A 23,801-nucleotide genomic window follows, 5' to 3' on the forward strand; every position below is an offset into this window, starting at 1 on the left:
ATATACCTTGGGCGCCAGAATCCTGCTGGGGACGTAGCCGCATGACGAAAACGTACGGTGTGAAGAATCTTTTGTAGGAGGGCTTGCGGAACCTTGGCGAGGTTTGTTATAGTTCGCCTCCGCTTCGGCACTGACCGAAAAAGTTAACGTAATCAAGTGGTTACGGGAGCAGAGTCTACAGAGAAATCTGAGACGAAGCGAAAAGAAAGAGTTGACGAGATTTCGGAAACACAGCATAATCTCTCTTCTCTGCTGCAGCGAACAAAACGATTCGCTACCAACAGCAAGATGCACCGAATAAAGTTCTTTAAAAATTAACAGTCGATAAGTGTGGGCGTTTGATGAAGGTGCCAAAGACCTCGGTCTTTGATTACTTAAATTATCAAATGTTCACAAAAAAGAAATACGTTGCTCAGCAATGAGTAACGGTCAGTATTTTGAGTGAGCGACCCCTGCCGCAAGGCAGGGTGGCAGAAATGCCAACAAACAGAGATTGAACTGAAGAGTTTGATCCTGGCTCAGATTGAACGCTGGCGGCATGCTTTACACATGCAAGTCGAACGGCAGCGCGGGGCAACCTGGCGGCGAGTGGCGAACGGGTGAGTAATATATCGGAACGTACCCAAGAGTGGGGGATAACGTAGCGAAAGTTACGCTAATACCGCATACGATCCAAGGATGAAAGCAGGGGATCTTCGGACCTTGTGCTCCTGGAGCGGCCGATATCTGATTAGCTAGTTGGTGAGGTAAAGGCTCACCAAGGCCACGATCAGTAGCTGGTCTGAGAGGACGACCAGCCACACTGGAACTGAGACACGGTCCAGACTCCTACGGGAGGCAGCAGTGGGGAATTTTGGACAATGGGCGAAAGCCTGATCCAGCAATGCCGCGTGAGTGAAGAAGGCCTTCGGGTTGTAAAGCTCTTTTGTCAGGGAAGAAACGGTGAGGGCTAATATCCCTCGCTAATGACGGTACCTGAAGAATAAGCACCGGCTAACTACGTGCCAGCAGCCGCGGTAATACGTAGGGTGCAAGCGTTAATCGGAATTACTGGGCGTAAAGCGTGCGCAGGCGGTTTTGTAAGTCTGACGTGAAATCCCCGGGCTCAACCTGGGAATTGCGTTGGAGACTGCAAGGCTAGAATCTGGCAGAGGGGGGTAGAATTCCACGTGTAGCAGTGAAATGCGTAGAGATGTGGAGGAACACCGATGGCGAAGGCAGCCCCCTGGGTCAAGATTGACGCTCATGCACGAAAGCGTGGGGAGCAAACAGGATTAGATACCCTGGTAGTCCACGCCCTAAACGATGTCTACTAGTTGTCGGGTTTTAATTAACTTGGTAACGCAGCTAACGCGTGAAGTAGACCGCCTGGGGAGTACGGTCGCAAGATTAAAACTCAAAGGAATTGACGGGGACCCGCACAAGCGGTGGATGATGTGGATTAATTCGATGCAACGCGAAAAACCTTACCTACCCTTGACATGTACGGAAGACCGAAGAGATTTGGTTGTGCTCGAAAGAGAACCGTAACACAGGTGCTGCATGGCTGTCGTCAGCTCGTGTCGTGAGATGTTGGGTTAAGTCCCGCAACGAGCGCAACCCTTGTCATTAGTTGCTACATTTAGTTGAGCACTCTAATGAGACTGCCGGTGACAAACCGGAGGAAGGTGGGGATGACGTCAAGTCCTCATGGCCCTTATGGGTAGGGCTTCACACGTCATACAATGGTACATACAGAGGGCCGCCAACCCGCGAGGGGGAGCTAATCCCAGAAAGTGTATCGTAGTCCGGATCGCAGTCTGCAACTCGACTGCGTGAAGTTGGAATCGCTAGTAATCGCGGATCAGCATGTCGCGGTGAATACGTTCCCGGGTCTTGTACACACCGCCCGTCACACCATGGGAGCGGGTTTTACCAGAAGTAGGTAGCTTAACCGCAAGGAGGGCGCTTACCACGGTAGGATTCGTGACTGGGGTGAAGTCGTAACAAGGTAGCCGTATCGGAAGGTGCGGCTGGATCACCTCCTTTCTAGAGTAGCACCACGAAACTGAGAAGTTTCATCACCAAGCGTCCACGCTTATCGACTGTTGAATAGTAAAGAACAGTTTTATCGGGGCTGTAGCTCAGCTGGTTAGAGCACCGTGTTGATAACGCGGGGGTCGTTGGTTCGAGTCCAACCAGCCCTACCAATCAGCACCAAGCATCACCTGAATGGGGGATTAGCTCAGCTGGGAGAGCACCTGCTTTGCAAGCAGGGGGTCGTCGGTTCGATCCCGTCATCCTCCACCATTTAGATGGTAAAAGTTCAAACGTAAGCCTGGCGAATACGCCAACGCGGTTTAGGTTTGGTCTTTTCGAGATCACTGTTTTTTCGTTCTTTAACAATCTGGAAGAAGTAAAGTTTTTAAGTATGTAGCGCAAATCGGAAACGAGATGTGATGCATGCTTGGGTAGTAGTATTTGTATCATTGCAACACAGCTGTACTCTTGTACCTGTGACGATCTCTGTTGTCAGCAGAGGCCAACGTTATAGGGACAAGCGAATAAGTGCACATGGTGGATGCCTTGGCGATTACAGGCGATGAAGGACGTAGTAGCTTGCGATAAGCTGCGGGGAGCTAGCAAACGAGCTTTGATCCGCAGATTTCCGAATGGGGAAACCCGGCCTTTATAGGTCATTGCATACTGAATACATAGGTATGCAAAGCGAACGCGGCGAACTGAAACATCTAAGTAGCTGCAGGAAAAGAAATCAACCGAGATTCCCAAAGTAGTGGCGAGCGAAATGGGATGAGCCTGTATGTAATAGTCGATCGGATAGTGGAAGCCTCTGGAAATAGGCGCCATAGAGGGTGATAGCCCCTTACACGAAATTCGAACGGTGGTACTAAGCATACGACAAGTAGGGCGGGACACGAGAAATCCTGTCTGAACATGGGGGGACCATCCTCCAAGGCTAAATACTCGTAATCGACCGATAGTGAACCAGTACCGTGAGGGAAAGGCGAAAAGAACCCCGGGAGGGGAGTGAAATAGATCCTGAAACCGTGTGCATACAAACAGTAGGAGCGGACTTGTTCCGTGACTGCGTACCTTTTGTATAATGGGTCAGCGACTTACATTCAGTGGCGAGGTTAACCGTATAGGGGAGCCGTAGAGAAATCGAGTCCGAATAGGGCGACAGTCGCTGGGTGTAGACCCGAAACCAAGTGATCTACCCATGGCCAGGATGAAGGTGCGGTAACACGCCCTGGAGGTCCGAACCCACTAATGTTGAAAAATTAGGGGATGAGCTGTGGGTAGGGGTGAAAGGCTAAACAAACTTGGAAATAGCTGGTTCTCTCCGAAAACTATTTAGGTAGTGCCTCAAGTATCACCATCGGGGGTAGAGCACTGTTATGGCTAGGGGGTCATTGCGACTTACCAAACCATTGCAAACTCCGAATACCGATGAGTGCGAGCTTGGGAGACAGACATCGGGTGCTAACGTCCGGTGTCAAGAGGGAAACAACCCAGACCGCCAGCTAAGGTCCCAAAGATTGGCTAAGTGGAAAACGAAGTGGGAAGGCTAAAACAGTCAGGATGTTGGCTTAGAAGCAGCCATCATTTAAAGAAAGCGTAATAGCTCACTGATCGAGTCGTCCTGCGCGGAAGATGTAACGGGGCTAAGCCAGTCACCGAAGCTGCGGATATGTTTTAGGACATATGGTAGGAGAGCGTTCTGTAAGCCTGCGAAGGTGTCTTGTAAAGGATGCTGGAGGTATCAGAAGTGCGAATGCTGACATGAGTAGCGATAATGGGGGTGAAAAGCCTCCACGCCGTAAGCCCAAGGTTTCCTGTTCAACGTTCATCGGAGCAGGGTGAGTCGGCCCCTAAGGCGAGGCAGAGATGCGTAGCTGATGGGAAGCAGGTTAATATTCCTGCACCGTCGTATGATGCGATGGGGGGACGGATCGCGGAAGGTTGTCTGGCTGTTGGAATAGCCAGTTTTTGACTCATAGAAGGTGCTTAGGCAAATCCGGGCACGTAATTCAAGGGGTCGAGACGAGGAACTTAGGTTCTGAAGCAATCGGAAGTGGTTCCAAGAAAAGCCTCTAAGCTTCAGTCATACGAGACCGTACCGCAAACCGACACAGGTGGGCGAGATGAGTATTCTAAGGCGCTTGAGAGAACTCGGGAGAAGGAACTCGGCAAATTGGTACCGTAACTTCGGGATAAGGTACGCCCTAGTAGTTTGATTGGTTTACTCCATGAGGATGAACGGGTTGCAATAAAATGGTGGCTGCGACTGTTTAATAAAAACACAGCACTCTGCAAACACGAAAGTGGACGTATAGGGTGTGACGCCTGCCCGGTGCTGGAAGATTAAATGATGGGGTGCAAGCTCTTGATTGAAGTCCCAGTAAACGGCGGCCGTAACTATAACGGTCCTAAGGTAGCGAAATTCCTTGTCGGGTAAGTTCCGACCTGCACGAATGGCGTAACGATGGCCACACTGTCTCCTCCCGAGACTCAGCGAAGTTGAAATGTTTGTGATGATGCAATCTACCCGCGGCTAGACGGAAAGACCCCATGAACCTTTACTGTAGCTTTGCATTGGACTTTGAATCAATCTGTGTAGGATAGGTGGGAGGCTTTGAAGCGGACACGCTAGTGTTCGTGGAGCCAACCTTGAAATACCACCCTGGTTCATTTGAGGTTCTAACCTTGGTCCGTTATCCGGATCGGGGACAGTGCATGGTAGGCAGTTTGACTGGGGCGGTCTCCTCCTAAAGTGTAACGGAGGAGTTCGAAGGTACGCTAATTACGGTCGGACATCGTGATGATAGTGCAATGGCATAAGCGTGCTTAACTGCGAGACCGACAAGTCGAGCAGGTACGAAAGTAGGACATAGTGATCCGGTGGTTCTGTATGGAAGGGCCATCGCTCAACGGATAAAAGGTACTCTGGGGATAACAGGCTGATTCCTCCCAAGAGTTCATATCGACGGGGGAGTTTGGCACCTCGATGTCGGCTCATCACATCCTGGGGCTGTAGCCGGTCCCAAGGGTATGGCTGTTCGCCATTTAAAGTGGTACGTGAGCTGGGTTTAAAACGTCGTGAGACAGTTTGGTCCCTATCTGCCGTGGGCGTTGGAAATTTGAAGGGGGCTGCTCCTAGTACGAGAGGACCGGAGTGGACGAACCTCTGGTGTACCGGTTGTCACGCCAGTGGCATTGCCGGGTAGCTAAGTTCGGAAGAGATAACCGCTGAAAGCATCTAAGCGGGAAACTTGCCTTGAGATGAGATTTCCCAGAGCCTTGAGCTCTTTAAAGGGTCGTTCGAGACCAGGACGTTGATAGGCTGGGTGTGGAAGTGCAGTAATGCATTAAGCTAACCAGTACTAATTGCCCGTACGGCTTGTCCCTATAACCTTGGTAGTCCAGGGTTACAAGAGTTCAGCTGTTGTTGATACAAATACGACCCCAAAATAAAAACTACTTCTTCCAGATTCAGAGTCTCGTTGCATGTGCAACGAAGCTCGTACAAGTTATGCCTGATGACCATAGCAAGTCGGTCCCACCCCTTCCCATCCCGAACAGGACCGTGAAACGACTTTGCGCCGATGATAGTGCTGCAACCAGTGTGAAAGTAGGTTATCGTCAGGCTAGTTATATAGAAAAGCCCCGCTCAGTGATCTGAGTGGGGCTTTTCGCTTTGGGCGATCGATATTCACGCAATCAAACAACTGCTACCACTCGACTGATATGACGCAAAAAAAGCCCGCTGATTCACATCAGCGGGCTTTTTACATGCAGACAAGAATAAGCCAAAGCCTGCTTACACACCCCAAAGGATATCGGTCTTGTTATCACGCGCCGAGCGCAGCATTTCCAGCAGCGGATACATGCGGGTCGAGAAACTGACGACCTCGATCGCCTGATGGTCATGGTCGTCTTCATCGCGGTGATGCGCATGAACATCGTGCGCCACCTGATCCGATACCTGATGCTTGCGGGACTCTTCGATCTCCTCTTCGACCAGCGAAATCACCTGCGTGGCTTCGGCCGAGGTAATCACGCCGCGTTCCGGCTCCTTGTGCAGAAGGTCAAGGATACGTTTGGCATGTTCCTGATACATCAGAACTTCTGGATACGTTTTGCATTTAAATGTAATCAACATAGCTATCTCTTGGTTTTGTTAGTAATTAAACGATAGCACGACTCGTGCCCCTTCACAGTGCGGTCGCGCTCACATCGGTCGAGGCCGCAACATCCACGCAGTGGCAGGGACGGCAATGGCAATGACCGCAGCCCCTGCGGCTGTGACGATACCCATGGCGTCCAGTGGCCCGAGTGTGGCTGCCGACAGCAGCCAGCCCAACGCGCCCCATGCCAGGCTGTTGAACAATTCAAGCACGTTCATCACGAAGCCACCCTTGCCACGCCCCTTGAAATTACTGCGCACGCCAGGCCGACCGCACCAGAACACCACCAGACCGGCGCCCATGACGGCGCCGCACACGACCAGGAATCCGACCAGCCCGGCGGCCGGCATCCGCATTGTCAGCCATAGCAGAGGAACCGCCACCAACCCCAGCACCGGCATCATCGCCGCTGCCAGCTTGGCGCGCCGCACCGTGCGCTGCGACGCGGGCGATACCAGCAGCAGATCCGGCGCATCCTCGGCCGACAACGCAATCCATGCCAACGCACCTGTCAGCGAACTGCACAGCAACGCCAAGCCCGCGCCGATGGCTTGCACCTGCACATCGGCACGCTTGAAAATCAGGAAGAACAACGGCAGCAAAAACAGTATTTGCAGCATCACCTGCGACAGCAATTGCGGATCGCGCACGATCAGGCGCCATTCCTTGATGACCACCGTGCGAAACAGGCTACGCCCGAAGCGGGGCTGCGCCGTTGTCGATGACGCCTTGCCCGCAGCGAGTGACGACGTCGACGCGGCCAGTTGCAGCCCGCGCGCAAAGAAGCGATGCGTGCGCCAGGTCGTCAGCATGAACATGCTGCACGCGAGGGCGCCCAGTAGCAGCACTGGCAACTGCTCACCCAGCATCGCCCGGGCCGGCAGCCAGAGCAGGCTATCCGCTACATTCTGTGCCTGCACCAGTCCCAGCACGGTATCGCGAATGCCATCCTGCGTTTGCCTCGACGTGAGCGCATGCAGCTGCGACGCGATGACCAGCAGCGCGCCAGCCAGCGCCCCCACGATCTGCGCCACGACGCGTGTACGGCGCGCACCGAGCACGCGCACGAGGCCAAGCGTGAGCAGCATGGCGCCACAGCTGCACAGCACCGCAAGGGCGATCACGCCCGGATAAATCCCGAGCCAGCGAAATTGGCCCTGCAGCAGCCCCGCATGCGCGAACGGCGCCAGCAAAAACAGGTACAGCGCCGCCGTACCCGCACACACGCCCAGCAGCCGCACCGTGAAAATGCTGCGCGAGGGCAGGGGTGACGACAGCAGCAAATCGAGGTCGCTACGCTCGAACATGACGACGACGCATGCCTTGATCGCCGATGACAGCATGAAGGTCGTGGCCACGATCAGCAGGGCGGACACCGCCAGCAGGATGCGCGGATCGTCGCCCGGCATCCCTGCCAGCTGGCGCACGACAAACCAGCCCCCCACATGCATGGCGATACAGCCAGCGGCCGCCAGACCGAGCGCCAGATTGCCTGGCCGGCGCCGCCCGTCCGCCGCTTTGCCGCCGGCTGCATTGAACCAGGCAAGCCGCAGCTCGTGCTGCAGCAGCCAGCCGACGCTGCCCGGCGCCAGCCTCATGGTGCGGCCATCAGGTGCAGGAACATGTCTTCGAGGCTGCCGCCCGGCGTACGTTCGCGCAGCGCGTCCAGCGTGCCTTCGGCGATCAGCCGGCCCTGGCGAATGATCCCGATGCGGTGCGCCAGGCGCTCGGCCACTTCCAGGATGTGCGTTGTCAGGATGACGGTGCCGCCCTTGGCCACGTGCGCCAGCAGCAGGTCTTTCACCTGGCGCGCTGCCGCTGCATCCAGGCCAGTGAGCGGCTCGTCGAGGATCAAGAGTTTCGGGTCGTGGATCAGGGCGCCGGCCAGTGCGAGCTTCTGCTTCATCCCGCGCGAAAAACCTTCGGTCAGCTCGTCCGCATGCTGGCTCAGGTCGAGCCAGTCGAGCAGTTCGCGTGCGCGCGGTTCGGCGTCCTGCGCCGGCACGCCCCACAGGCCGGCGACAAATTCGAGGTACTCGTACGGCTTGAGCTTCCCGTACAACATTGGCTCGTCCGGCAGATAGGCGAGCTTCGCTTTGGCAGCTGCCGGCGCCGCAGTCATGTCCACGCCCAGCACCTCAATCGTGCCGGCGTCGGGCGCCAGCAGGCCCGTGACCAGGCGCAGCGTCGTCGTCTTGCCAGCGCCGTTCGGCCCGAGCAGCGCATAGAACTCGCCGCGCCGGACCAGCAGGTCGAGGCCATCGACGGCAGGGCGGCCGAACTGCTTGCGCAGGCCGACCAGGCGCAGGGCGGGGAACTGGTCATCCATGGGTGACCTCAAAAGCTCGTGAAGGATGTGAGGAACTGCTCGACCTGTTCCGGCGGCGTCTTGCCGGCGGGGCCCAGCACGATGACCTGGTAGACGCGGTTGCCCTTCGCGGCGAAGCGCCCGCTCAGATGCATTGGCGCGCCCTGGCCGGCGCCCGTGGCATCCACGTTCAGGTCACCAGTGGCCGCAGCGTCGGGCGCGCCGATATTGCGCAGCAGCGCCAGGCGCATGGCCGGCAGCGCCGCCTGCGCGCGCGCCGCATCGGGTGCGACAGCGGTGCCCACGGCGAACGTCGTGTTGTCCACCTTGGCCGCCGTCATCGTCATCTCGACCTGCAGGCCGTTCAGATCCACCGTGCGGGTCAGGGTCGCAGGCTTGGCCGGAAACAGCGCCTTGAAGCGGCCGTCCTCGCTCGTATGATCACGCCAGTTATAGGCCGGATTGCAGCCGGCCAGCAGCGCGCCCGCCAGGAGGATCGGGACAATCTGCAGGGCACGCACGATAGAGGGTCGCATGCGTCGATGGTAACAGCAGCGCTGCAGAACGCAACACCTGCAACTCACGCTGCGATTCACGCTGCTGTTCATGCTGCTACTCACGCTGCAACGCGCGCCGGTACCCAATGGCCTCGGCCACGTGCGTGGCTGCCACATGTTCGCTGCTGGCCAGATCGGCCACCGTACGCGCCACTTTAAGAACGCGGTGATACGCACGCGCCGACCAGTGCAGATGCCGGGCCGTGGCATGCAACAGGCGTTCTCCGGAATCGTCAGGCGCGCAATAGCGGTCGATATCGCGCGGGCCGAGGTGGCTGTTGGGCCACCCCTGGCGCGCCATCTGCACCGCACGCGCCTCTGCTACCCGCGCTGCGATCACGCTGCTCGGTTCCCCGTCGCCGCGTGCGCCCATGCTCTCGGGCCCCAGCGCCGCGACCGGCAACTGGATATCGATGCGATCGAGCAGAGGGCCCGAGATGCGGCTCTGGTAACGCCGCACGGAGTCTTCGGTACAGCGGCACTTGCCGCTGGCATGACCGAGCCAGCCGCACGGACACGGATTCATCGCTGCAATGAGCTGGAAGCGCGCCGGAAAATCGGCCTGGTGCGCCGCGCGCGAAATCGTGATCTGCCCCGACTCGAGCGGCTCGCGCAGCACCTCGAGCACGCGCCGGTCGAACTCGGGCAGCTCGTCCAGAAACAATACCCCATGATGCGCGAGCGAGACTTCGCCGGGCCGCGGCACGCTGCCGCCGCCCACCAGGGCCACGCCGGACGTCGTGTGATGCGGGCTGCGAAATGGCCGCTGGCGCCAGCGTTGTGGCGAGAAGCCGCCCGCGAGCGATTGCACGGCAGCCGATTCGAGCGCTTCGGCGTCACTCATCAACGGCAGCAAGCCAGGCAGGCGCGCCGCCAGCATGCTCTTGCCCGCGCCGGGCGGGCCGACCAGCAAACATGAATGCGCGCCGGCCGCCGCCACCTCGAGCGCGCGCTTGGCATGCTGCTGGCCCTTGACCTCGGCGAAATCGGGGTAGCACACCGCATGCGCAAGGGCCGGACCCACATGCCGCACCAGCTTAGGTGCATCGGGCGCATTGGCGAAGTGCGCGCAGACCTCGAGCAGCGTGCGCGCCGGCAGGATCTCGGCTGCTTCTACCAGCGCCGCTTCGTCGGCATTGGCCAGCGGCAGGATGAAGGCCCGGCCCTTTAGGTCGGTCTGTAAAGCAGATTGTGAAGAACCCGCGCGCACCATCGCGAACGCCATCGCCAATGCACCACGAATCGGCCGCAGCTCGCCCGACAGCGACAATTCGCCAGCGAACTCGTAGCGGTCCAGTGCATCGCCCCGGATCTGGTGCGATGCGGCCAGGATGCCCAGCGCAATCGGCAGATCGAATCGGCCGGATTCCTTGGGCAGATCGGCCGGCGCGAGATTGATCGTGATGCGGCGCGGCGGGATATCAAAGCCCGAATTCTGCAGCGCGGCGCGCACGCGATCCTTCGCTTCGCGCACTTCGGTGTCGGGCAAGCCGACGATCGTCCAGCCGGGCAGGCCGTTGGCCAGATGCACTTCGACATTGACGGGCGGCGCGGCCATGCCGGCCAGCGCGCGGCTTTTCAGGACGGCGAGACTCATCGGATTCCTTCTGTAGAACGCCAGGGTGCCCCATCCTAAAGCGCGGGTCGCACCACCGTTTGAGAGCGGACAGGCGTGCGCGCGCTTGCCCGTTCATGACCGATGCATATACCCGGGTTCTCGTCGTTCATGCCGCAATTCATACCGTCTGTCACAAAATGCAGACATTGCTTTTTGTTAACGTTACATTGATCGTGAACAGCACCACAACCGCAACCGTTCCCGGAGAATCAGTCCATGCTATCGATCAAGCAGCTCAACAAGACCTATGCCAATGGCGTCAAGGCGATCAACAACGTCAGTCTCGAGATCCCCAACGGCATGTTTGGCCTGCTCGGCCCGAACGGCGCCGGCAAATCGTCGCTGATGCGCACGATCGCCACGCTGCAGGACCCCGACAGCGGCAGCATCGATTTCAACGGCCTGGATGTGTTGAAGGACAAGGAGGGCTTGCGCCGCCAGCTCGGCTATCTGCCGCAGGACTTTGGCGTCTACCCCAAAGTGAGCGCCGAAAAGCTGCTGAACCATTTCGCCGTCCTCAAGGGCCTGACGGCCAAGGGCGAGCGCAAGGAGATGGTCGAGGCGCTGCTGCACCAGACCAATCTGTGGGAAGCGCGCTCGCGCGGCCTGGGCACCTTCTCTGGCGGCATGCGCCAGCGCTTCGGCATCGCGCAGGCGCTGCTTGGCGCGCCGCGCCTGGTGATCGTCGACGAACCGACCGCAGGTCTGGACCCCGATGAACGCAACCGCTTCCTGAACCTGCTGGCCAAGATCGGCGAACAGGTGGTCGTGATCCTGTCGACCCACATCGTCGAAGACGTCACCGATCTGTGCCCGCGCATGGCGATGATCGCGAAGGGCACCGTGCTGCTGCAGGGCGAGCCACAAGCTGCGATCGACACACTCAAGAGCCGCGTGTGGCGCCGCACCGTCAGCCAGGATGCGCTGGCCGACTACCAGCGCGATTTCAACGTGCTCTCCACGCGCCTGGTAGCGGGGCGGCCGCAGATCAACGTGTTCGCCGAATCGCAGCCGGACGACGGCTTCGTCAGCGTCGAGCCGGACCTGGAAGACGTCTACTTCCTCCAGATCCGCAACGCCAATCGCGCGGCCGTTTCGACGACCGATGCGGCGCCGGCGTCCACCGCACCGGTCGTGGCGTAAGGAGCCGGCATGCTACGGGAATTCTTCAAGTTCGAGCTGGGCATCCAGCTGCGCCAGCCACTGTTGTGGGTGTGCGCGCTGATCTTCGGCGCGCTGGCCTTTGGCGCGACCACCACCGATGCGATCCAGATCGGCGGCAGCATTGGTAACGTGAACCGCAATGCGCCGGTCGTCGTCGCGCAGCTGCTCGGCGTCTTCAGCCTCATGTCGATGTTCGTCGTCACCATCTTCATCGCCGGCTCGGTGCTGCGCGACGGCGACGTCGGCATTTCCGACATGCTGTTTGCCACGCCAATGAAAAAGCACGACTACCTCGTCGGCCGCTTCCTGGCGGGTCTGCTGGCCTGCATGGTGATCTTCGCGGTGATCGTGGCAGGGATGATGCTCGGTCCCCTGATGCCGTGGATCGACGCCGAGCGCGTGGGGCCGTTCCCCGGCGCGGCCTACCTGTGGGCGCTGTGCGTGCTGGTGGTACCGAACCTGCTGTTCATCGGTGCCTTGCTGATGCTGCTGGCCGCAACCACGCGCTCGATCATGATGGTGTATGTCGGCGTGATGGCGTTCTTCGTGCTGTGGATCCTGGCCGGCAAATTCACCAGCAATATCGACAATGAGTGGTTCGCCGTGCTGGCCGATCCGTTCGGCCTGCGCGCCCTTGGCCGCGCCACGCGCTACTTCTCGACTGCCGAATCGAATGCCGGCCTGCCGGCCATCGGCGGCTATATGCTGGCCAACCGGCTGTTGTGGAGCGTGGTCGGCCTGGCGCTGCTTGGCCTGACGCTGGCGCTGTTCAAGCCGCAGCGCGCCGGTACCGGCAAGCGCCTGTTCGGCAAGGCCAAAGCGGCAGCGCCGGCAGTGGGCACACCGGCGCACGTTGCGCTGCCACGCATCGCGCCGCGCTTCACACGCGCCACGCGCTGGACCCAGTGCTGGCATATCTTCGTCTTCGACGCGGTCGCCGTCTTCAAGAGCGTGCCGTTCCTGGTCATGCTGCTGTTCGGCGTACTCAATATGGTGGGCAGCTCGAGTCAGCTGCACCAGATGTTCGGCACCGATGTCTACCCGCGCACCTACCTGATGATCGAGCTGCTCAAGGGCAGCTACAACTTCCTGCTGCTGATCATCGTGATCTTCTACGCCGGTGAACTGATTTTCAAGGAGCGCCAGGCCGGCATCGCCGATGTGAGCGACGCGATGCCGATGCCGAACTGGGCGCCGCTGGTGGCGAAGAGCCTGGCCCTCGTGGGCGTGGTGCTGGCCTTCCTGTTTGCTGGGATCCTGACCGCGATCACTATCCAGCTGTACAAGGGCGGGGCGCCGATCGAACCGATGGTGTATCTGCAGGGCGTGTTCATGGCCGGCACGCCGTACATCCTGATGGCGCTGATCGCCGTGGCACTGCAGGTCGTCACGAACAACAAGTTTCTGGGCTACCTGTTCATGATCGTGCTGATCGTGTCGCAAATCGTCCTCTCGGTCCTGCACTTCGATCACAACCTGTACAACATCGCCCTGCTGCCCGAGACGCCGTACTCGGACATGAACGGCTTCGGCCACTTCATCGCAGGCTGGTCGTGGTTCGCGCTGTACTGGACCCTGTTTGCCGTGGCGGGCCTGATCGTGGCCCAGGCATTCTGGGTTCGTGGCCTGTCGGTCGAGTGGCGCACGCGCACGCGTGAAGCCACGCGGCGCCTGAAAAGCCCATCGGGCGTTGCATTGGGCGCCTGCACGATCGCGTTCGCGCTGGTGGGTGGGTGGATCTTCCACAATACCGTCACGCTGGGCCGCTACGAAGCGCAGAACGTGGCGATGGACAAGCAGGCCAGGTACGAAAAGATCTACCGCAAGTACAAGGACCTGCCGCACGTGAAAATCGTCGACGTGCGCGCCGCCGTGGACATCTACCCGGCCGAGCGGCGCGTGATGGTCAAGGGCCGTTACGTCTTCGAGAACAAGACGAGCCAGCCGCTGGACACGCTGCGCCTGCAGGTCAATCCGGACGTCGTGACCACGTTTGCCGGCCTGCCCGCGCACACGGTGGTCCTGGACGACCAGGTAGCGGGCTTCCGGATACTCAAGCTCGCGCAGCCGACGGCGCCAGGCGCCCGCCTGGCGCTGGACTTCACGGTCGACGTGCGCCGCCCCGGTTTTTCCAACGCGGGCAGGGGCGACACGCTCAACCTGAATGGCACGTTTTTCAACAACCGCGAGTTCTTCCCGCTGGTCGGCTACCAGAGCGAGTTCGAACTACTGGATCGCAACGAGCGCCGCAAGCGCGGCCTGGGCGAACCGGAACGCATGGCCAAGCTCGAAAACCAGGCGGCCCGCGCCAATACGATGTTCGGGGACGACGCCGACTGGATCAGTTTCGACACCACCGTCTCGACCAGCGGCGACCAGATCGCGCTGGCGCCGGGCTACCTGCAAAAGGCGTGGAAGGAAAACGGCCGCAACTACTATCGCTACAAGATGGACCAGAAGATGATGCCGTTCTTCGCCTATCTGTCGGCCAACTGGCAGGTCAGGAAAAGCGACTGGCATGGTATCCCGATCGAGATCTATCACGATCCGAAACACGCTTACAACGTGGACCGGATGATCGCGGGCACGCAAAAGTCGCTCGACTACTTCACGACCCAGTTCACGCCCTACCAGCACAAGCAGGTGCGCATCCTGGAATTTCCGAACTACCAGCGCTTCGCGCAATCGTTCGCCAACACGATCCCGTTCTCGGAAGCGATCGGCTTCATCGCCGACCTGCGCAACAAGGAAGACATCGACTACGTGTTCTACGTGACGGCGCACGAGATGGCGCACCAGTGGTGGGGCCACCAGGTCACGGCCGCGAATGTGCAGGGCGCGAGCATGCTGATCGAATCGCTGGCGCAGTACTCGGCGCTGATGGTGATGGAGAAGGAATACGGCCCGCACAAGATGCGCCGTTTCCTGCGCTATGAACTGGACCGCTATCTCAGTTCGCGCGGCGCCGAAAAGATCGAGGAACTGCCCCTGGTGCGCGTGGAGAACCAGGACTACATCCACTACCGCAAGGGCAGCCTGGTCTTCTACCGCCTGCGCGATGAGATCGGCGAGGCGGCGCTCAACCGCGCCCTCAAGCGCTTCCTGCAGGACAAGGGCTATCAAGAGGCGCCGTTTGCGACATCCGCCGAACTGGTCGACTACATCCGCGCCGAAGCCCCGGTCGGCAAGCACGCGCTGATCGCCGACCTGTTCGAGCGCATCGTCTTCTACGATAACCGCGTGACCGAGGCGAAGGCCGTCAAGCGCCCGGACGGACAGTGGGACGTGACGATGAAACTGCACCTGGCGAAGATGCAGGCCGACGGCAAGGGACAGGAAACCCCGCGCACCTATGATGAGGCAGTGGAGATCGGCGTGTTCGCACGGGCGAAGGATGCCAAGGAATCGGACGAGCGCGTGCTGTTATTGGAGAAGCGTGTACTGCGGGGAGAGAATCCGACTGTGACGGTGACCGTCAAAGAGCGGCCGTTCGATGTGGGTATCGATCCGTACAACAAGCTGATCGACCGCGTGGCGCGTGACAACCGCAAGGAAGTCAGCGTCGATTGAAGTCCGGGTAGTAGCGTGGGCGGGTTTCCCGCCCACGTGTTGACTGTTTAATGCTTGTCGAGCGTTGGCGGCACGACGATCGTCGGATCTTCGGGTGCAGCCGGGAATGGCGCGGTAGCCGACGGCGCAGCGCCTGGCATTGGAATCGCTGAGCTGCCCGAGGTCGGAAAAGCGGCCGATGCCGATGCCGATGCCGCTGTCGCCGAGGTTGCCGATGACGTTGACGACGCCGCCGTGGTGCTGCCTGCACCCAGCTTGGCTTCCAGCTCGCTCACGCGCAGTTCGAGTGCCTCAAGCTTGCTGCGGGTCTTGGCCAGCACCTGGGCCTGGATATCGAATTCCTCGCGCGTGACCAGATCGAGCTTGGAAAAGCCCGACGTCATGGCCGCCTTCACATTGCGTTCAATGTCCTTGGCCGGGCCGCTCTCGAGCGCCTGGTTGATCTTGCCCTGCAAGTCGCTGAAGAAGTTGCTATTACTCATATCCATTTCCCTTTCTGCCGAGGCCGCACGCTCCATGATGGTGCAATGTGACCTGATGTAGTGCGCCGAACGGCCGTCTGGGTGCCGTGTGCGGTCCGTTGTGTTGTAGCAAAACCGATGTGGGGCGTGTTTACCAAAAAAACAAGGACCTTTTTCCCGTTTGTGAGCTGGGTTATGAGCTGGCACGCATCCTGCTAAATAAAGCATAGATAAAGAACATCACAAGGATCCATAAGCAGTCATTTTTCATGTTGTTCATCAAGGGGGTTTGTCATGAAGTGCAAAGCAAAATTCAGCGCAGTTGTCCTGGCAGTGTCGGCACTCGCCAGCACGCAGGGCATGGCACAGGAACAACCCGCCGAACACCAGGTGAGCTACAACGCGAGCATCACCAGCGACTACCGTTACCGCGGCCTGTCGCAAACAGCCCTCGACCCGGCCCTCCAGGGCGGCGTCGACTACGTACATGGCCCATCCGGCTTCTACGTGGGCACCTGGCTTTCCACCATCAAATGGACGAAAGACCTGGGCGGCGACGGCAATATCGAATGGGACGTCTATGGCGGCAAGCGCGGTCAGTTGAGCGACGCGATCAGCTATGACATTGGCGGCCTGTATTACTACTACCCGGACAACGGGTTGAATCCGAGCGCGAACACGTTCGAGCTGTACGGCAAACTCGGCTACGGCCCGGCTTACATCAAGTACTCGCACTCGACGACCAATCTGTTCGGCACCGCCGACAGCAAGCGCAGCGGCTATCTGGACGTGGGCGCCGATATCGACGTCAGCAACGGCTTCATCCTGAACCTGCACGTCGGGCGCCAGAAACTGAAGAACAACAGCGCGTTTTCGTACACCGACTACAAGGTCGGCGTCACCAAGGACTTCGGCGTCGCCACCGTGGCGCTGGCGTGGCACAAGGCGAATACCGATGCCTACCTGAGCCCGCAAGGCAAGAATCTCGGCAAGTCCGCCGCCGTGCTGTCCGTCTCAAAAACTTTTTGATTGCAAAAGAGGCAATACCATGAAAATGATCACCGCCATCATCAAGCCCTTCAAGCTCGACGAGGTGCGAGAGGCACTGTCGGAAATCAACGTGCAAGGCATGACCGTGACCGAAGTGAAGGGTTTCGGTCGCCAGAAAGGCCACACCGAGCTGTACCGTGGCGCCGAGTACGTCGTCGACTTCCTGCCCAAGATCAAGATCGAAGCCGCGGTCGACGATGCCATCGTCGACCAGGTCATTGATGCGATCCAGGGCGCTGCCCGCACCGGCAAGATCGGTGACGGCAAGATCTTCGTGGCCGACCTGAACCAGGTCATCCGTATCCGTACCGGCGAGACCGGCAACGACGCACTGTAAGAGGGAATGTTTTCATGAAGCGTATAACTACAACGATACTGACCGCCTTGCTGGGCCTGGGCGTTGCCCTGCCGGCCATGGCGGCGCCGTCCATCAACAAGGGGGATACGGCCTGGATGTTCGTCGCCACGCTGCTGGTGATCCTGATGACCATTCCCGGCCTGGCGCTGTTCTACGGTGGCCTCGTGCGCGCCAAGAACATGCTGTCGGTGCTGATGCAGGTGATGATGGTGTTTGCCCTCGTGATCGTGCTGTGGTGTCTGTACGGCTACTCGCTGGCCTTCACGCAGGGCAACGCGTTCATCGGCGGCTTCGACCGGGCCTTCCTGCAAGGCATCTGGGATCCGGTCGCCGGCAAGTTTGCGATGGCTGCGACCTTCAGCAAAGAGACGATGATTCCCGAATTCATCTTCGTCGCCTTCCAGGGCACCTTCGCAGCGATTACCTGCGCGCTGATCGTTGGCGCCTTTGCCGAACGCGCCAAGTTCGCGGCCGTGCTGGTGTTCGTCGTGCTGTGGTTCACCTTCGGCTACCTGCCGGTCGCGCACATGGTCTGGTTCTGGGCCGGTCCTGACGCCATCACCGACGCTGCGTCGCTGCAAACCGTTACCGCAGCTGCCGGCTACCTGTGGCAGCAGGGCGCGCTCGACTTCGCGGGCGGTACCGTGGTCCATATCAATTCGGCCGTGGCCGGCCTGGTGGGTGCCTATGTGATCGGCAAGCGGATCGGCTACGGACGTGAATCGATGGCGCCACACTCGCTGCCGATGACGATGGTCGGCGCATCGCTGCTGTGGGTCGGCTGGTTCGGCTTCAATGCCGGCTCGGCGCTCGAAGCAGGCGACGTGGCGGCACTGGCGTTCCTCAACACGCTGCTGGCCACCGCCGGCGCGACCCTCACCTGGGTGCTGGGCGAGTGGATCTTCAAGCACAAGCCATCGATGCTGGGCGCCGCATCGGGCGCCGTGTCGGGCCTGGTGGCCATCACCCCAGGCGCCGGCTTCGTCGGTCCGATGGGCGCGCTGGTCATCGGCCTGCTGGCCGGTATCGTCTGCCTGTGGGGCGTGACGGGTCTGAAGCGCCTGCTGCGCGCCGACGATTCGCTCGACGTGTTCGGCGTGCACGGCGTGGGCGGTATCCTGGGCGCGATGCTGACCGGCGTGTTTGCGTCGCCGGCACTGGGCGGGCAGGGCGTGTGGGATTACACGACCAATGCGATGAACACGAGCTACTCGATCGTCGGCCAGCTGTGGATCCAGGCCCATGCGATCGGCGTGACCGTCATCTGGTCGGCCGTCGTCGCCTTCATCGCCTTCAAGCTGGTGGATATCGTGATCGGTCTGCGTGTGCCGGAAGAAGAGGAACGCGAAGGCCTGGACATCACGAGCCACGGCGAGTCGGCTTACCGCTACTGATCCGCTCAGTCGTCGGTTGTCCCTGAAAACGTCGTCTCCGCACAAGCGGGGACGGCGTTTTTTGCATTCTTCGCATTGCCCTTTAAAATACCCGGACCAACCCCATATGCGATTCCCAACTTAATTAACAACAAGAAGCGCACAACAAGGACGTCCAATCAATGGTTCCGCACCTCGCCACCGCCCAGACCGGTCCTTTGCTGGACCTGGAAAAGAAAATCCTCGAAGCCACGCCTGCCATCGAGCGCTGGTTCCGCCTCGAGTGGCAGGAGCACACGCCGCCCTTTTATTGCTCGGTCGATCTGCGCAATGCCGGTTACAAGCTCGCACCCGTGGACACCAACCTGTTCCCGGGCGGCTTCAACAACCTGGCCAGCGAAATGCTGCCGCTGACGGTGCAGGCGGCCATGGCCGCTGTCGACAAGTATTGCCCGGACGCGCGCAACCTGCTGCTGGTGCCGGACGCCGACCGCCGCAGCCCGATCTACCTGCAGAACGTCGCGCGCCTGATGCAGATCTTCCGCCAGACCGGCTTGCATGTCCGCCTTGGCACGTTCTCGCCCGACATCACCGAGCCGACACCGCTGGCGCTGCCTGACGGCAATATGCTCGTGCTTGAGCCGCTCGTGCGATCAAGCAATGGCCGCCGCGTCGGCCTGCCCGACTTCGATCCGTGCACCATCCTGCTCAACAATGACCTGTCGGGCGGCATTCCGTCGATCCTGGAGAACGTCCACGAGCAGGCTTTGCTGCCGCCGCTGCACGCCGGCTGGGCGCTGCGCCGCAAGAGCAACCACCTCAAGGCGCTGGACGAAGTGGCCAAGAAGTTCGGCAAACTGATCGACATCGATCCGTGGCTGGTCAACCCGCTGCACAGCACCTGCGCCGAAGTCGACCTGCGCGAGAACGTCGGCACCGAAGCGCTGGCCGACGATGTTTCGGCGCTGTTCTCGAAGATCAAGAAGAAGTACAAGGAATACGGCATGAAGGAGCGCAAGCCCTTCGTGATCCTCAAGCCCGATGCCGGCACCTACGGCATGGGCATCATGACCATCAAGGACGCGAGCGAAGTGCGCGACCTGACCCCGGCCCAGCGCGCGCGCATGTCGGTGGTCAAGGATGGCGTGGCCGTGACCGATCTGATCATCCAGGAAGGCGTGCCCACCTTCGAATCGATCGACGACGCCGTTGCCGAGCCGGTCGTCTACATGATCGACCGCTATGTCGTGGGTGGTTTCTACCGCGTGCACGCCGAGCGCGGCATCGACCAGAACCTCAATGCCCCCGGTTCGCAGTTCGTGCCGCTGGCGTTCGCGCAGCAGCACGCGATGCCCGATCCGAAGGCCAAGCCGGGCACCGCCGCGCCCAACCGCTTTTACGTGTACGGCGTGGTCGCGCGCCTGGGCATGCTGGCCGCGTCGCTCGAACTCGAACGCACCGATCCGAATCCGGAAGTGTACTGACGCACTGCGTCCGGCAAACCTCGGGCCCTGGCCGCGAGGTTTGCCGTTTCGGGCTAAAATCAAGGTATTACATCGATTGGACGCCCCATGAAAATCGCTTTTCTCGCCGACCCGCTGTCCGGATTCAAGATTTACAAGGATTCGACCTTCGCCATGATGCGCGAGGCGGCCCGGCGTGGTCATGCCCTGTACTTCTTCGAACAGCGCGACATGGTGCTCGAAGAAGGCATCGTCAGCGCGCGCGTGACGCAAATCCACCTGACGGGCGAGCCGGATGTCTGGTACACGGCCGATGCCGCAGTCGACGTAAAGCTGTCCGAATTTGACGCCATCATCGAGCGCAAGGACCCGCCGTTCGACATGGAATACGTCTACGGCACCTACCTGCTCGAACTGGCCGTGCGCCAGGGCGCCTGCGTGATCAACAGCCCGTCGGCGATCCGCGACCACAACGAAAAACTGGCGATCGGCCAGTTCAGCCAATACACGTCGCCGACGATGGTCACTTCGGATGAAGCGCGCCTGCGCGCCTTCCACGCCAAGCACGGCGACGTGATCTTCAAGCCGCTCGACGGCATGGGCGGCGCCGGCATCTTCCGCGTAAAGAGCGACGCGCTCAATCTGGGTTCGATCATCGAGACGCTGACGGCCAACGGCCGCCACACGATCATGGCCCAGAAATTCATCCCGGCGATCGACAAGGGCGACAAGCGCGTGCTGGTCATCGGCGGCAAGCCGGTGCCGTTCGTGCTGGCGCGGATTCCGCAAAACGGCGAAGTGCGCGGCAACCTGGCAGCCGGCGGCATCGGCGTGGCGCAACCGATCGGCGAGCGCGATCGCGAGATCGCCGAAGCCCTTGGCCCGTTGCTGGCCGAGCGTGGCCTGTTACTGGTAGGATTGGACGTGATCGGCGAGAACCTGACCGAAGTGAACGTGACCAGCCCGACCTGCTTCCAGGAGATCTTCGACCAGACCGGTTTTGACGTGGCCGCGATGTTCATCGACGCGGTCGAACAGAAAGTACTTGGATAACGACATGGTAGGCATCCTGCTCCTGACCCACGCACCGCTGGGCCAGGCATTCATCGCCGCGGCAACGCACGTATTTCGCGGCCCCACCGAGCGCGTCGAGGCAATCGACGTGACGGCTGACCAGGATATCGGCCAGATCAACTGCCTGGCCAAGGAAGCCATCGCGCGTCTTGACGATGGCGACGGCGTCCTGGTGATCACCGACGTCAAGGGCGGCACGCCGTCGAACTGCTGCAATTCGCTGGCCGACGCGGGCCACGTGGAAGTCATCGCCGGCATCAGCCTGCCGATGCTGCTGCGCGCGATCACGTACCGGCGCGACTCGCTCGACGTGGTGGTGGAAATGGCGTTGGCCGGTGCGCAGAACGGGGCAGTGCGGGTGGATAACCGGATCCGGGTGGGCTAGGGCAGGCGGCGATGGCGTTGGCAATGGCGATGCGTGCGAGGAGATACCGGGCGCAGTCAGACACATTACAAAAAAGATAAAGCGACTATGATTCAACAAGAACTCGAGATCATCAACAAGCTGGGCCTGCACGCACGGGCCTCCGCCAAGTTCACGCAACTGGCCGCCAGATACAAGAGCGACGTCTGGCTCACCCGCAACGGCCGGCGCATCAACGCCAAGTCGATCATGGGTGTCATGATGCTCGCCGCCGGCAAGGGCGCCAAGGTCACGCTCGAAGCCGATGGCGCCGACGAAGAAGCCGCGCTGGCCGCCCTGACGGCGCTCGTCAACGACAAGTTCGGTGAAGGTGAATAATGCCGCGTGAAGCGGTCCCCTCGCGTTCAACGGATTCTTCCATGGCTTCCTTTCTCCTTCACGGCATTCCGGTTTCGCGCGGCATCGCGATCGGCCGCGCGCACCTGCTCACGCCGGCCGCACTCGACGTCAAGCACTATTTGGTCCCTGAAGAACAGGTCGAGGCCGAGGTGCGGCGCCTGCAGGATGCGATCGCCGCCGTCCACCATAATCTGCAGGAACTCTGGACCGGCCTGCCGAAGGATGCTCCGACCGAACTGGGCGCCTTCATCGACGTGCATGCGCTGATCCTGTCCGACCCGATGATCTCCGAAGCGCCGCTGGACATCATCCGCGCGCGCCACTACAACGCCGAATGGGCGCTGGTGACGCAGATCGATGAATTATCAAGCCAGTTCGACGAGATCGAAGACCCCTACCTGCGCGAGCGCAAGTACGACATCCAGCAGGTCGCCGAGCGCGTGCTGAAGGTCTTGACCGGCACTGCGCTGAGCGTCGCGCCGGTGTTTGCCGACGAAGACCAGCCACCGCCGCAGATGATCGTCGTGGCCCACGACATCTCGCCGGCCGACATGCTGGCGTTTCGCGATCGCGATGGCGCATCACGCTCGTTCATCGGCTTCGTCACCGACGTCGGCGGCCAGAACTCGCACACGGCCATCGTCGCGCGCAGCCTGGATATCCCTGCAGTCGTCGGCATGGACCAGGCGTCGCGCCTGGTGGAGCAGGACGACTGGCTGATCGTCGACGGCGACGCCGGCGTCGTCATCTGCAATCCGAGCCAGCTGGTGCTCGAGCAGTACCGCGCGCGCCAGATCACGATGGCCAAGGCACGCAAGCGCCTGCTCAAGCTCAAGAAAACGCCGGCCATCACGCGCGACGGCACCACGATCACGCTGCTGGCCAATATCGAACTGCCCGACGATTGTCCGGCCGCCCTCGAAGCCGGCGCCAATGGCGTGGGCCTGTTCCGCTCCGAATTCCTGTTCATGGGCCGCGGCGCGCAGGCGCTGCGCATCCCGGACGAAGAAGAACAGTTCGAGCAGTACCGCAAGGCGGTGCTGGCGATGAAGGGCCGTCCGGTCACGATCCGCACGCTCGACGTGGGCGCCGACAAGCCGCTCGATCAGACCGACCACACGGCGCTCAATCCGGCGCTCGGCTTGCGCGCGATCCGCTATTGCCTGGCCGAGCCGCAGATGTTTTTGGTGCAGCTGCGCGCGATCCTGCGCGCGTCGGCCTTCGGCAAGGTGCGCATCCTGATCCCGATGCTCGCGCACGCGTTCGAGATCGACCAGACGCTGGGCATGATCGAGCAGGCCAAGATCCAGCTGCGCGACGAGAAGATCCGCTTCGACGAAGGCATCGAGGTCGGCGCCATGATCGAGATCCCGGCTGCCGCGCTGGCGCTGCCGCTGTTCGTGCGGCGCATGGATTTTTTGTCGATCGGTACCAATGACCTGATCCAGTATCTGCTGGCGATCGACCGCGTCGATTACGAAGTGGCGCACCTGTATAATCCGCTGCACCCGGCGGTGCTGCAGCTGATCGCCTCGACCATCGCCACGGGCCACAAGGCAGGGCTGGACGTGGCGGTGTGCGGCGAGATGGCCGGCGACGTCAAGCTCACGCGTCTGCTGCTGGGCATGGGCCTGCGCGAGTTCTCGATGCACCCGGCGCAGCTGCTGGCGGTGAAACAGGAAATTCTGAATACCGACCTTGGCGTGGTCACGACCCGTACCCGGCGTATCCTGCGCGCGATGGAGCCGGGCGAAATCGCCAGCGCCGTCGAGCAGTTGCAGACCCTGTGAGTCGCGCGCCGTTGCCACGCCCGGCAACGGCTTGACCACCGCATCATCAATCAAAGCACACAGT

15 protein-coding genes, 2 tRNA genes, 3 rRNA genes and 1 pseudogene are annotated in these 23,801 nt (G+C 60.5%); 15 read left to right on the plus strand and 6 right to left on the minus strand.

The annotated features are described in order from the left end of the window. The first annotated feature begins 495 nt into the window (after positions 1–495). From ACZ0AJ_RS00175 to rrf, 5 genes are all read left to right on the plus strand, one after another. A 16S ribosomal RNA gene (locus ACZ0AJ_RS00175) occupies positions 496–2,028 on the plus strand. A gap of 84 nt (positions 2,029–2,112) precedes the next feature. Continuing rightward, positions 2,113–2,189 (plus strand) — tRNA-Ile (locus ACZ0AJ_RS00180). 24 nt (positions 2,190–2,213) lie between these two features. Continuing rightward, positions 2,214–2,289: transfer RNA gene (locus tag ACZ0AJ_RS00185), tRNA-Ala, on the plus strand. Between the two features lie 244 nt (positions 2,290–2,533). Beyond that, positions 2,534–5,409 (plus strand): 23S ribosomal RNA (locus tag ACZ0AJ_RS00190). A gap of 127 nt (positions 5,410–5,536) precedes the next feature. Beyond that, positions 5,537–5,649, plus strand: a 5S ribosomal RNA gene (rrf, locus tag ACZ0AJ_RS00195). Together the 16S, 23S and 5S rRNA genes with 2 tRNA genes alongside form the textbook arrangement of a ribosomal RNA operon. 172 nt (positions 5,650–5,821) lie before the next feature. Here the strand turns inward: rrf and ACZ0AJ_RS00200 are convergent. The 5 genes from ACZ0AJ_RS00200 to ACZ0AJ_RS00220 form a co-directional block, all read right to left on the minus strand. Further along, complete coding sequence (locus ACZ0AJ_RS00200; protein WP_258838209.1) at positions 5,822–6,163, minus strand: DUF1840 domain-containing protein; 342 nt, start codon at positions 6,161–6,163, stop codon at positions 5,822–5,824. 69 nt (positions 6,164–6,232) lie between these two features. Beyond that, positions 6,233–7,786 carry a putative ABC transporter permease subunit gene (locus ACZ0AJ_RS00205; RefSeq protein WP_499453113.1) on the minus strand — a complete coding sequence of 518 codons (1,554 nt, stop codon included), beginning with the start codon at positions 7,784–7,786 and terminating at the stop codon, positions 6,233–6,235. After that, a complete protein-coding gene (locus ACZ0AJ_RS00210; RefSeq protein WP_499453115.1) occupies positions 7,783–8,517 on the minus strand; it encodes an ABC transporter ATP-binding protein in 735 nt (244 codons plus the stop codon). The genes ACZ0AJ_RS00205 and ACZ0AJ_RS00210 overlap by 4 nt, the downstream gene beginning before the upstream one ends. 8 nt (positions 8,518–8,525) lie before the next feature. Continuing rightward, the gene (locus ACZ0AJ_RS00215; protein ID WP_499453117.1) at positions 8,526–9,032 is read right to left on the minus strand and encodes a hypothetical protein; all 507 of its coding nucleotides are present in this window, start codon (positions 9,030–9,032) and stop codon (positions 8,526–8,528) included. A 76-nt stretch (positions 9,033–9,108) separates the two neighbouring features. Beyond that, a complete protein-coding gene (locus ACZ0AJ_RS00220) occupies positions 9,109–10,650 on the minus strand; it encodes a YifB family Mg chelatase-like AAA ATPase (protein WP_499453119.1) in 1,542 nt (513 codons plus the stop codon). 237 nt (positions 10,651–10,887) lie between these two features. Between ACZ0AJ_RS00220 and ACZ0AJ_RS00225 the strand changes: the two genes are divergently transcribed. Both ACZ0AJ_RS00225 and ACZ0AJ_RS00230 read left to right on the plus strand, forming a co-directional pair. Further along, positions 10,888–11,814 (plus strand): ABC transporter ATP-binding protein, encoded by a 927-nt coding sequence (locus tag ACZ0AJ_RS00225; protein WP_499453120.1) that lies wholly within the window; start codon positions 10,888–10,890, stop codon positions 11,812–11,814. A 9-nt stretch (positions 11,815–11,823) separates the two neighbouring features. Beyond that, positions 11,824–15,405 carry an ABC transporter permease/M1 family aminopeptidase gene (locus ACZ0AJ_RS00230; protein ID WP_499453122.1) on the plus strand — a complete coding sequence of 1,194 codons (3,582 nt, stop codon included), beginning with the start codon at positions 11,824–11,826 and terminating at the stop codon, positions 15,403–15,405. A gap of 248 nt (positions 15,406–15,653) precedes the next feature. On the opposite strand, the pseudogene ACZ0AJ_RS00235 reads toward ACZ0AJ_RS00230, so the two are convergent. Continuing rightward, positions 15,654–15,887, minus strand: a pseudogene (locus ACZ0AJ_RS00235) (accessory factor UbiK family protein); the annotation flags it as partial. A gap of 273 nt (positions 15,888–16,160) precedes the next feature. On the opposite strand from ACZ0AJ_RS00235, the gene ACZ0AJ_RS00240 reads away from it, so the two are divergent. The 8 genes from ACZ0AJ_RS00240 (at position 16,161) to ptsP (ending at position 23,737) form a co-directional block, all read left to right on the plus strand. Beyond that, a complete protein-coding gene (locus ACZ0AJ_RS00240; protein WP_499453124.1) occupies positions 16,161–16,895 on the plus strand; it encodes a TorF family putative porin in 735 nt (244 codons plus the stop codon). A gap of 19 nt (positions 16,896–16,914) precedes the next feature. Further along, positions 16,915–17,253 carry a P-II family nitrogen regulator gene (gene glnK, locus ACZ0AJ_RS00245; protein ID WP_137171558.1) on the plus strand — a complete coding sequence of 113 codons (339 nt, stop codon included), beginning with the start codon at positions 16,915–16,917 and terminating at the stop codon, positions 17,251–17,253. Between the two features lie 14 nt (positions 17,254–17,267). Then, positions 17,268–18,668 carry an ammonium transporter gene (locus tag ACZ0AJ_RS00250; protein WP_183556644.1) on the plus strand — a complete coding sequence of 467 codons (1,401 nt, stop codon included), beginning with the start codon at positions 17,268–17,270 and terminating at the stop codon, positions 18,666–18,668. A gap of 161 nt (positions 18,669–18,829) precedes the next feature. Then, the gene (gshA, locus tag ACZ0AJ_RS00255) at positions 18,830–20,131 is read left to right on the plus strand and encodes a glutamate--cysteine ligase (RefSeq protein ID WP_499453127.1); all 1,302 of its coding nucleotides are present in this window, start codon (positions 18,830–18,832) and stop codon (positions 20,129–20,131) included. 87 nt (positions 20,132–20,218) lie between these two features. After that, positions 20,219–21,163 carry a glutathione synthase gene (gshB, locus tag ACZ0AJ_RS00260; protein ID WP_499453129.1) on the plus strand — a complete coding sequence of 315 codons (945 nt, stop codon included), beginning with the start codon at positions 20,219–20,221 and terminating at the stop codon, positions 21,161–21,163. Positions 21,164–21,167: 4 nt separating this feature from the next. Further along, on the plus strand, positions 21,168–21,569 hold the full coding sequence (locus ACZ0AJ_RS00265; protein WP_183556650.1) for a PTS sugar transporter subunit IIA: 402 nt from the start codon (positions 21,168–21,170) through the stop codon (positions 21,567–21,569). Positions 21,570–21,656: 87 nt separating this feature from the next. Next, on the plus strand, positions 21,657–21,926 hold the full coding sequence (locus ACZ0AJ_RS00270) for an HPr family phosphocarrier protein (RefSeq protein ID WP_183556652.1): 270 nt from the start codon (positions 21,657–21,659) through the stop codon (positions 21,924–21,926). Between the two features lie 41 nt (positions 21,927–21,967). Beyond that, complete coding sequence (gene ptsP / locus ACZ0AJ_RS00275; RefSeq protein ID WP_499453131.1) at positions 21,968–23,737, plus strand: phosphoenolpyruvate--protein phosphotransferase; 1,770 nt, start codon at positions 21,968–21,970, stop codon at positions 23,735–23,737. Positions 23,738–23,801 lie beyond the last annotated feature (64 nt).

It is taken from the genome of Telluria sp. AC161 (assembly GCF_979258535.1).

Bases quoted from the DNA above. Each gene is read 5' to 3' on its own strand.
- ACZ0AJ_RS00225 (WP_499453120.1), top strand. From the start codon at position 10,888: ATGCTATCGATCAAGCAGCTCAACAAGACCTATGCCAATGGCGTCAAG.
- gshB (WP_499453129.1), top strand. From the start codon at position 20,219: ATGAAAATCGCTTTTCTCGCCGACCCGCTGTCCGGATTCAAGATTTAC.
- ACZ0AJ_RS00210 (WP_499453115.1), bottom strand. From the start codon at position 8,517: ATGGATGACCAGTTCCCCGCCCTGCGCCTGGTCGGCCTGCGCAAGCAG.
- ACZ0AJ_RS00270 (WP_183556652.1), top strand. From the start codon at position 21,657: ATGATTCAACAAGAACTCGAGATCATCAACAAGCTGGGCCTGCACGCA.
- ACZ0AJ_RS00230 (WP_499453122.1), top strand. From the start codon at position 11,824: ATGCTACGGGAATTCTTCAAGTTCGAGCTGGGCATCCAGCTGCGCCAG.
- glnK (WP_137171558.1), top strand. From the start codon at position 16,915: ATGAAAATGATCACCGCCATCATCAAGCCCTTCAAGCTCGACGAGGTG.
- ACZ0AJ_RS00200 (WP_258838209.1), bottom strand. From the start codon at position 6,163: ATGTTGATTACATTTAAATGCAAAACGTATCCAGAAGTTCTGATGTAT.
- ACZ0AJ_RS00265 (WP_183556650.1), top strand. From the start codon at position 21,168: ATGGTAGGCATCCTGCTCCTGACCCACGCACCGCTGGGCCAGGCATTC.
- ACZ0AJ_RS00250 (WP_183556644.1), top strand. From the start codon at position 17,268: ATGAAGCGTATAACTACAACGATACTGACCGCCTTGCTGGGCCTGGGC.
- ACZ0AJ_RS00205 (WP_499453113.1), bottom strand. From the start codon at position 7,786: ATGAGGCTGGCGCCGGGCAGCGTCGGCTGGCTGCTGCAGCACGAGCTG.
- ACZ0AJ_RS00240 (WP_499453124.1), top strand. From the start codon at position 16,161: ATGAAGTGCAAAGCAAAATTCAGCGCAGTTGTCCTGGCAGTGTCGGCA.
- gshA (WP_499453127.1), top strand. From the start codon at position 18,830: ATGGTTCCGCACCTCGCCACCGCCCAGACCGGTCCTTTGCTGGACCTG.
- ACZ0AJ_RS00215 (WP_499453117.1), bottom strand. From the start codon at position 9,032: ATGCGACCCTCTATCGTGCGTGCCCTGCAGATTGTCCCGATCCTCCTG.
- ptsP (WP_499453131.1), top strand. From the start codon at position 21,968: ATGGCTTCCTTTCTCCTTCACGGCATTCCGGTTTCGCGCGGCATCGCG.
- ACZ0AJ_RS00220 (WP_499453119.1), bottom strand. From the start codon at position 10,650: ATGAGTCTCGCCGTCCTGAAAAGCCGCGCGCTGGCCGGCATGGCCGCG.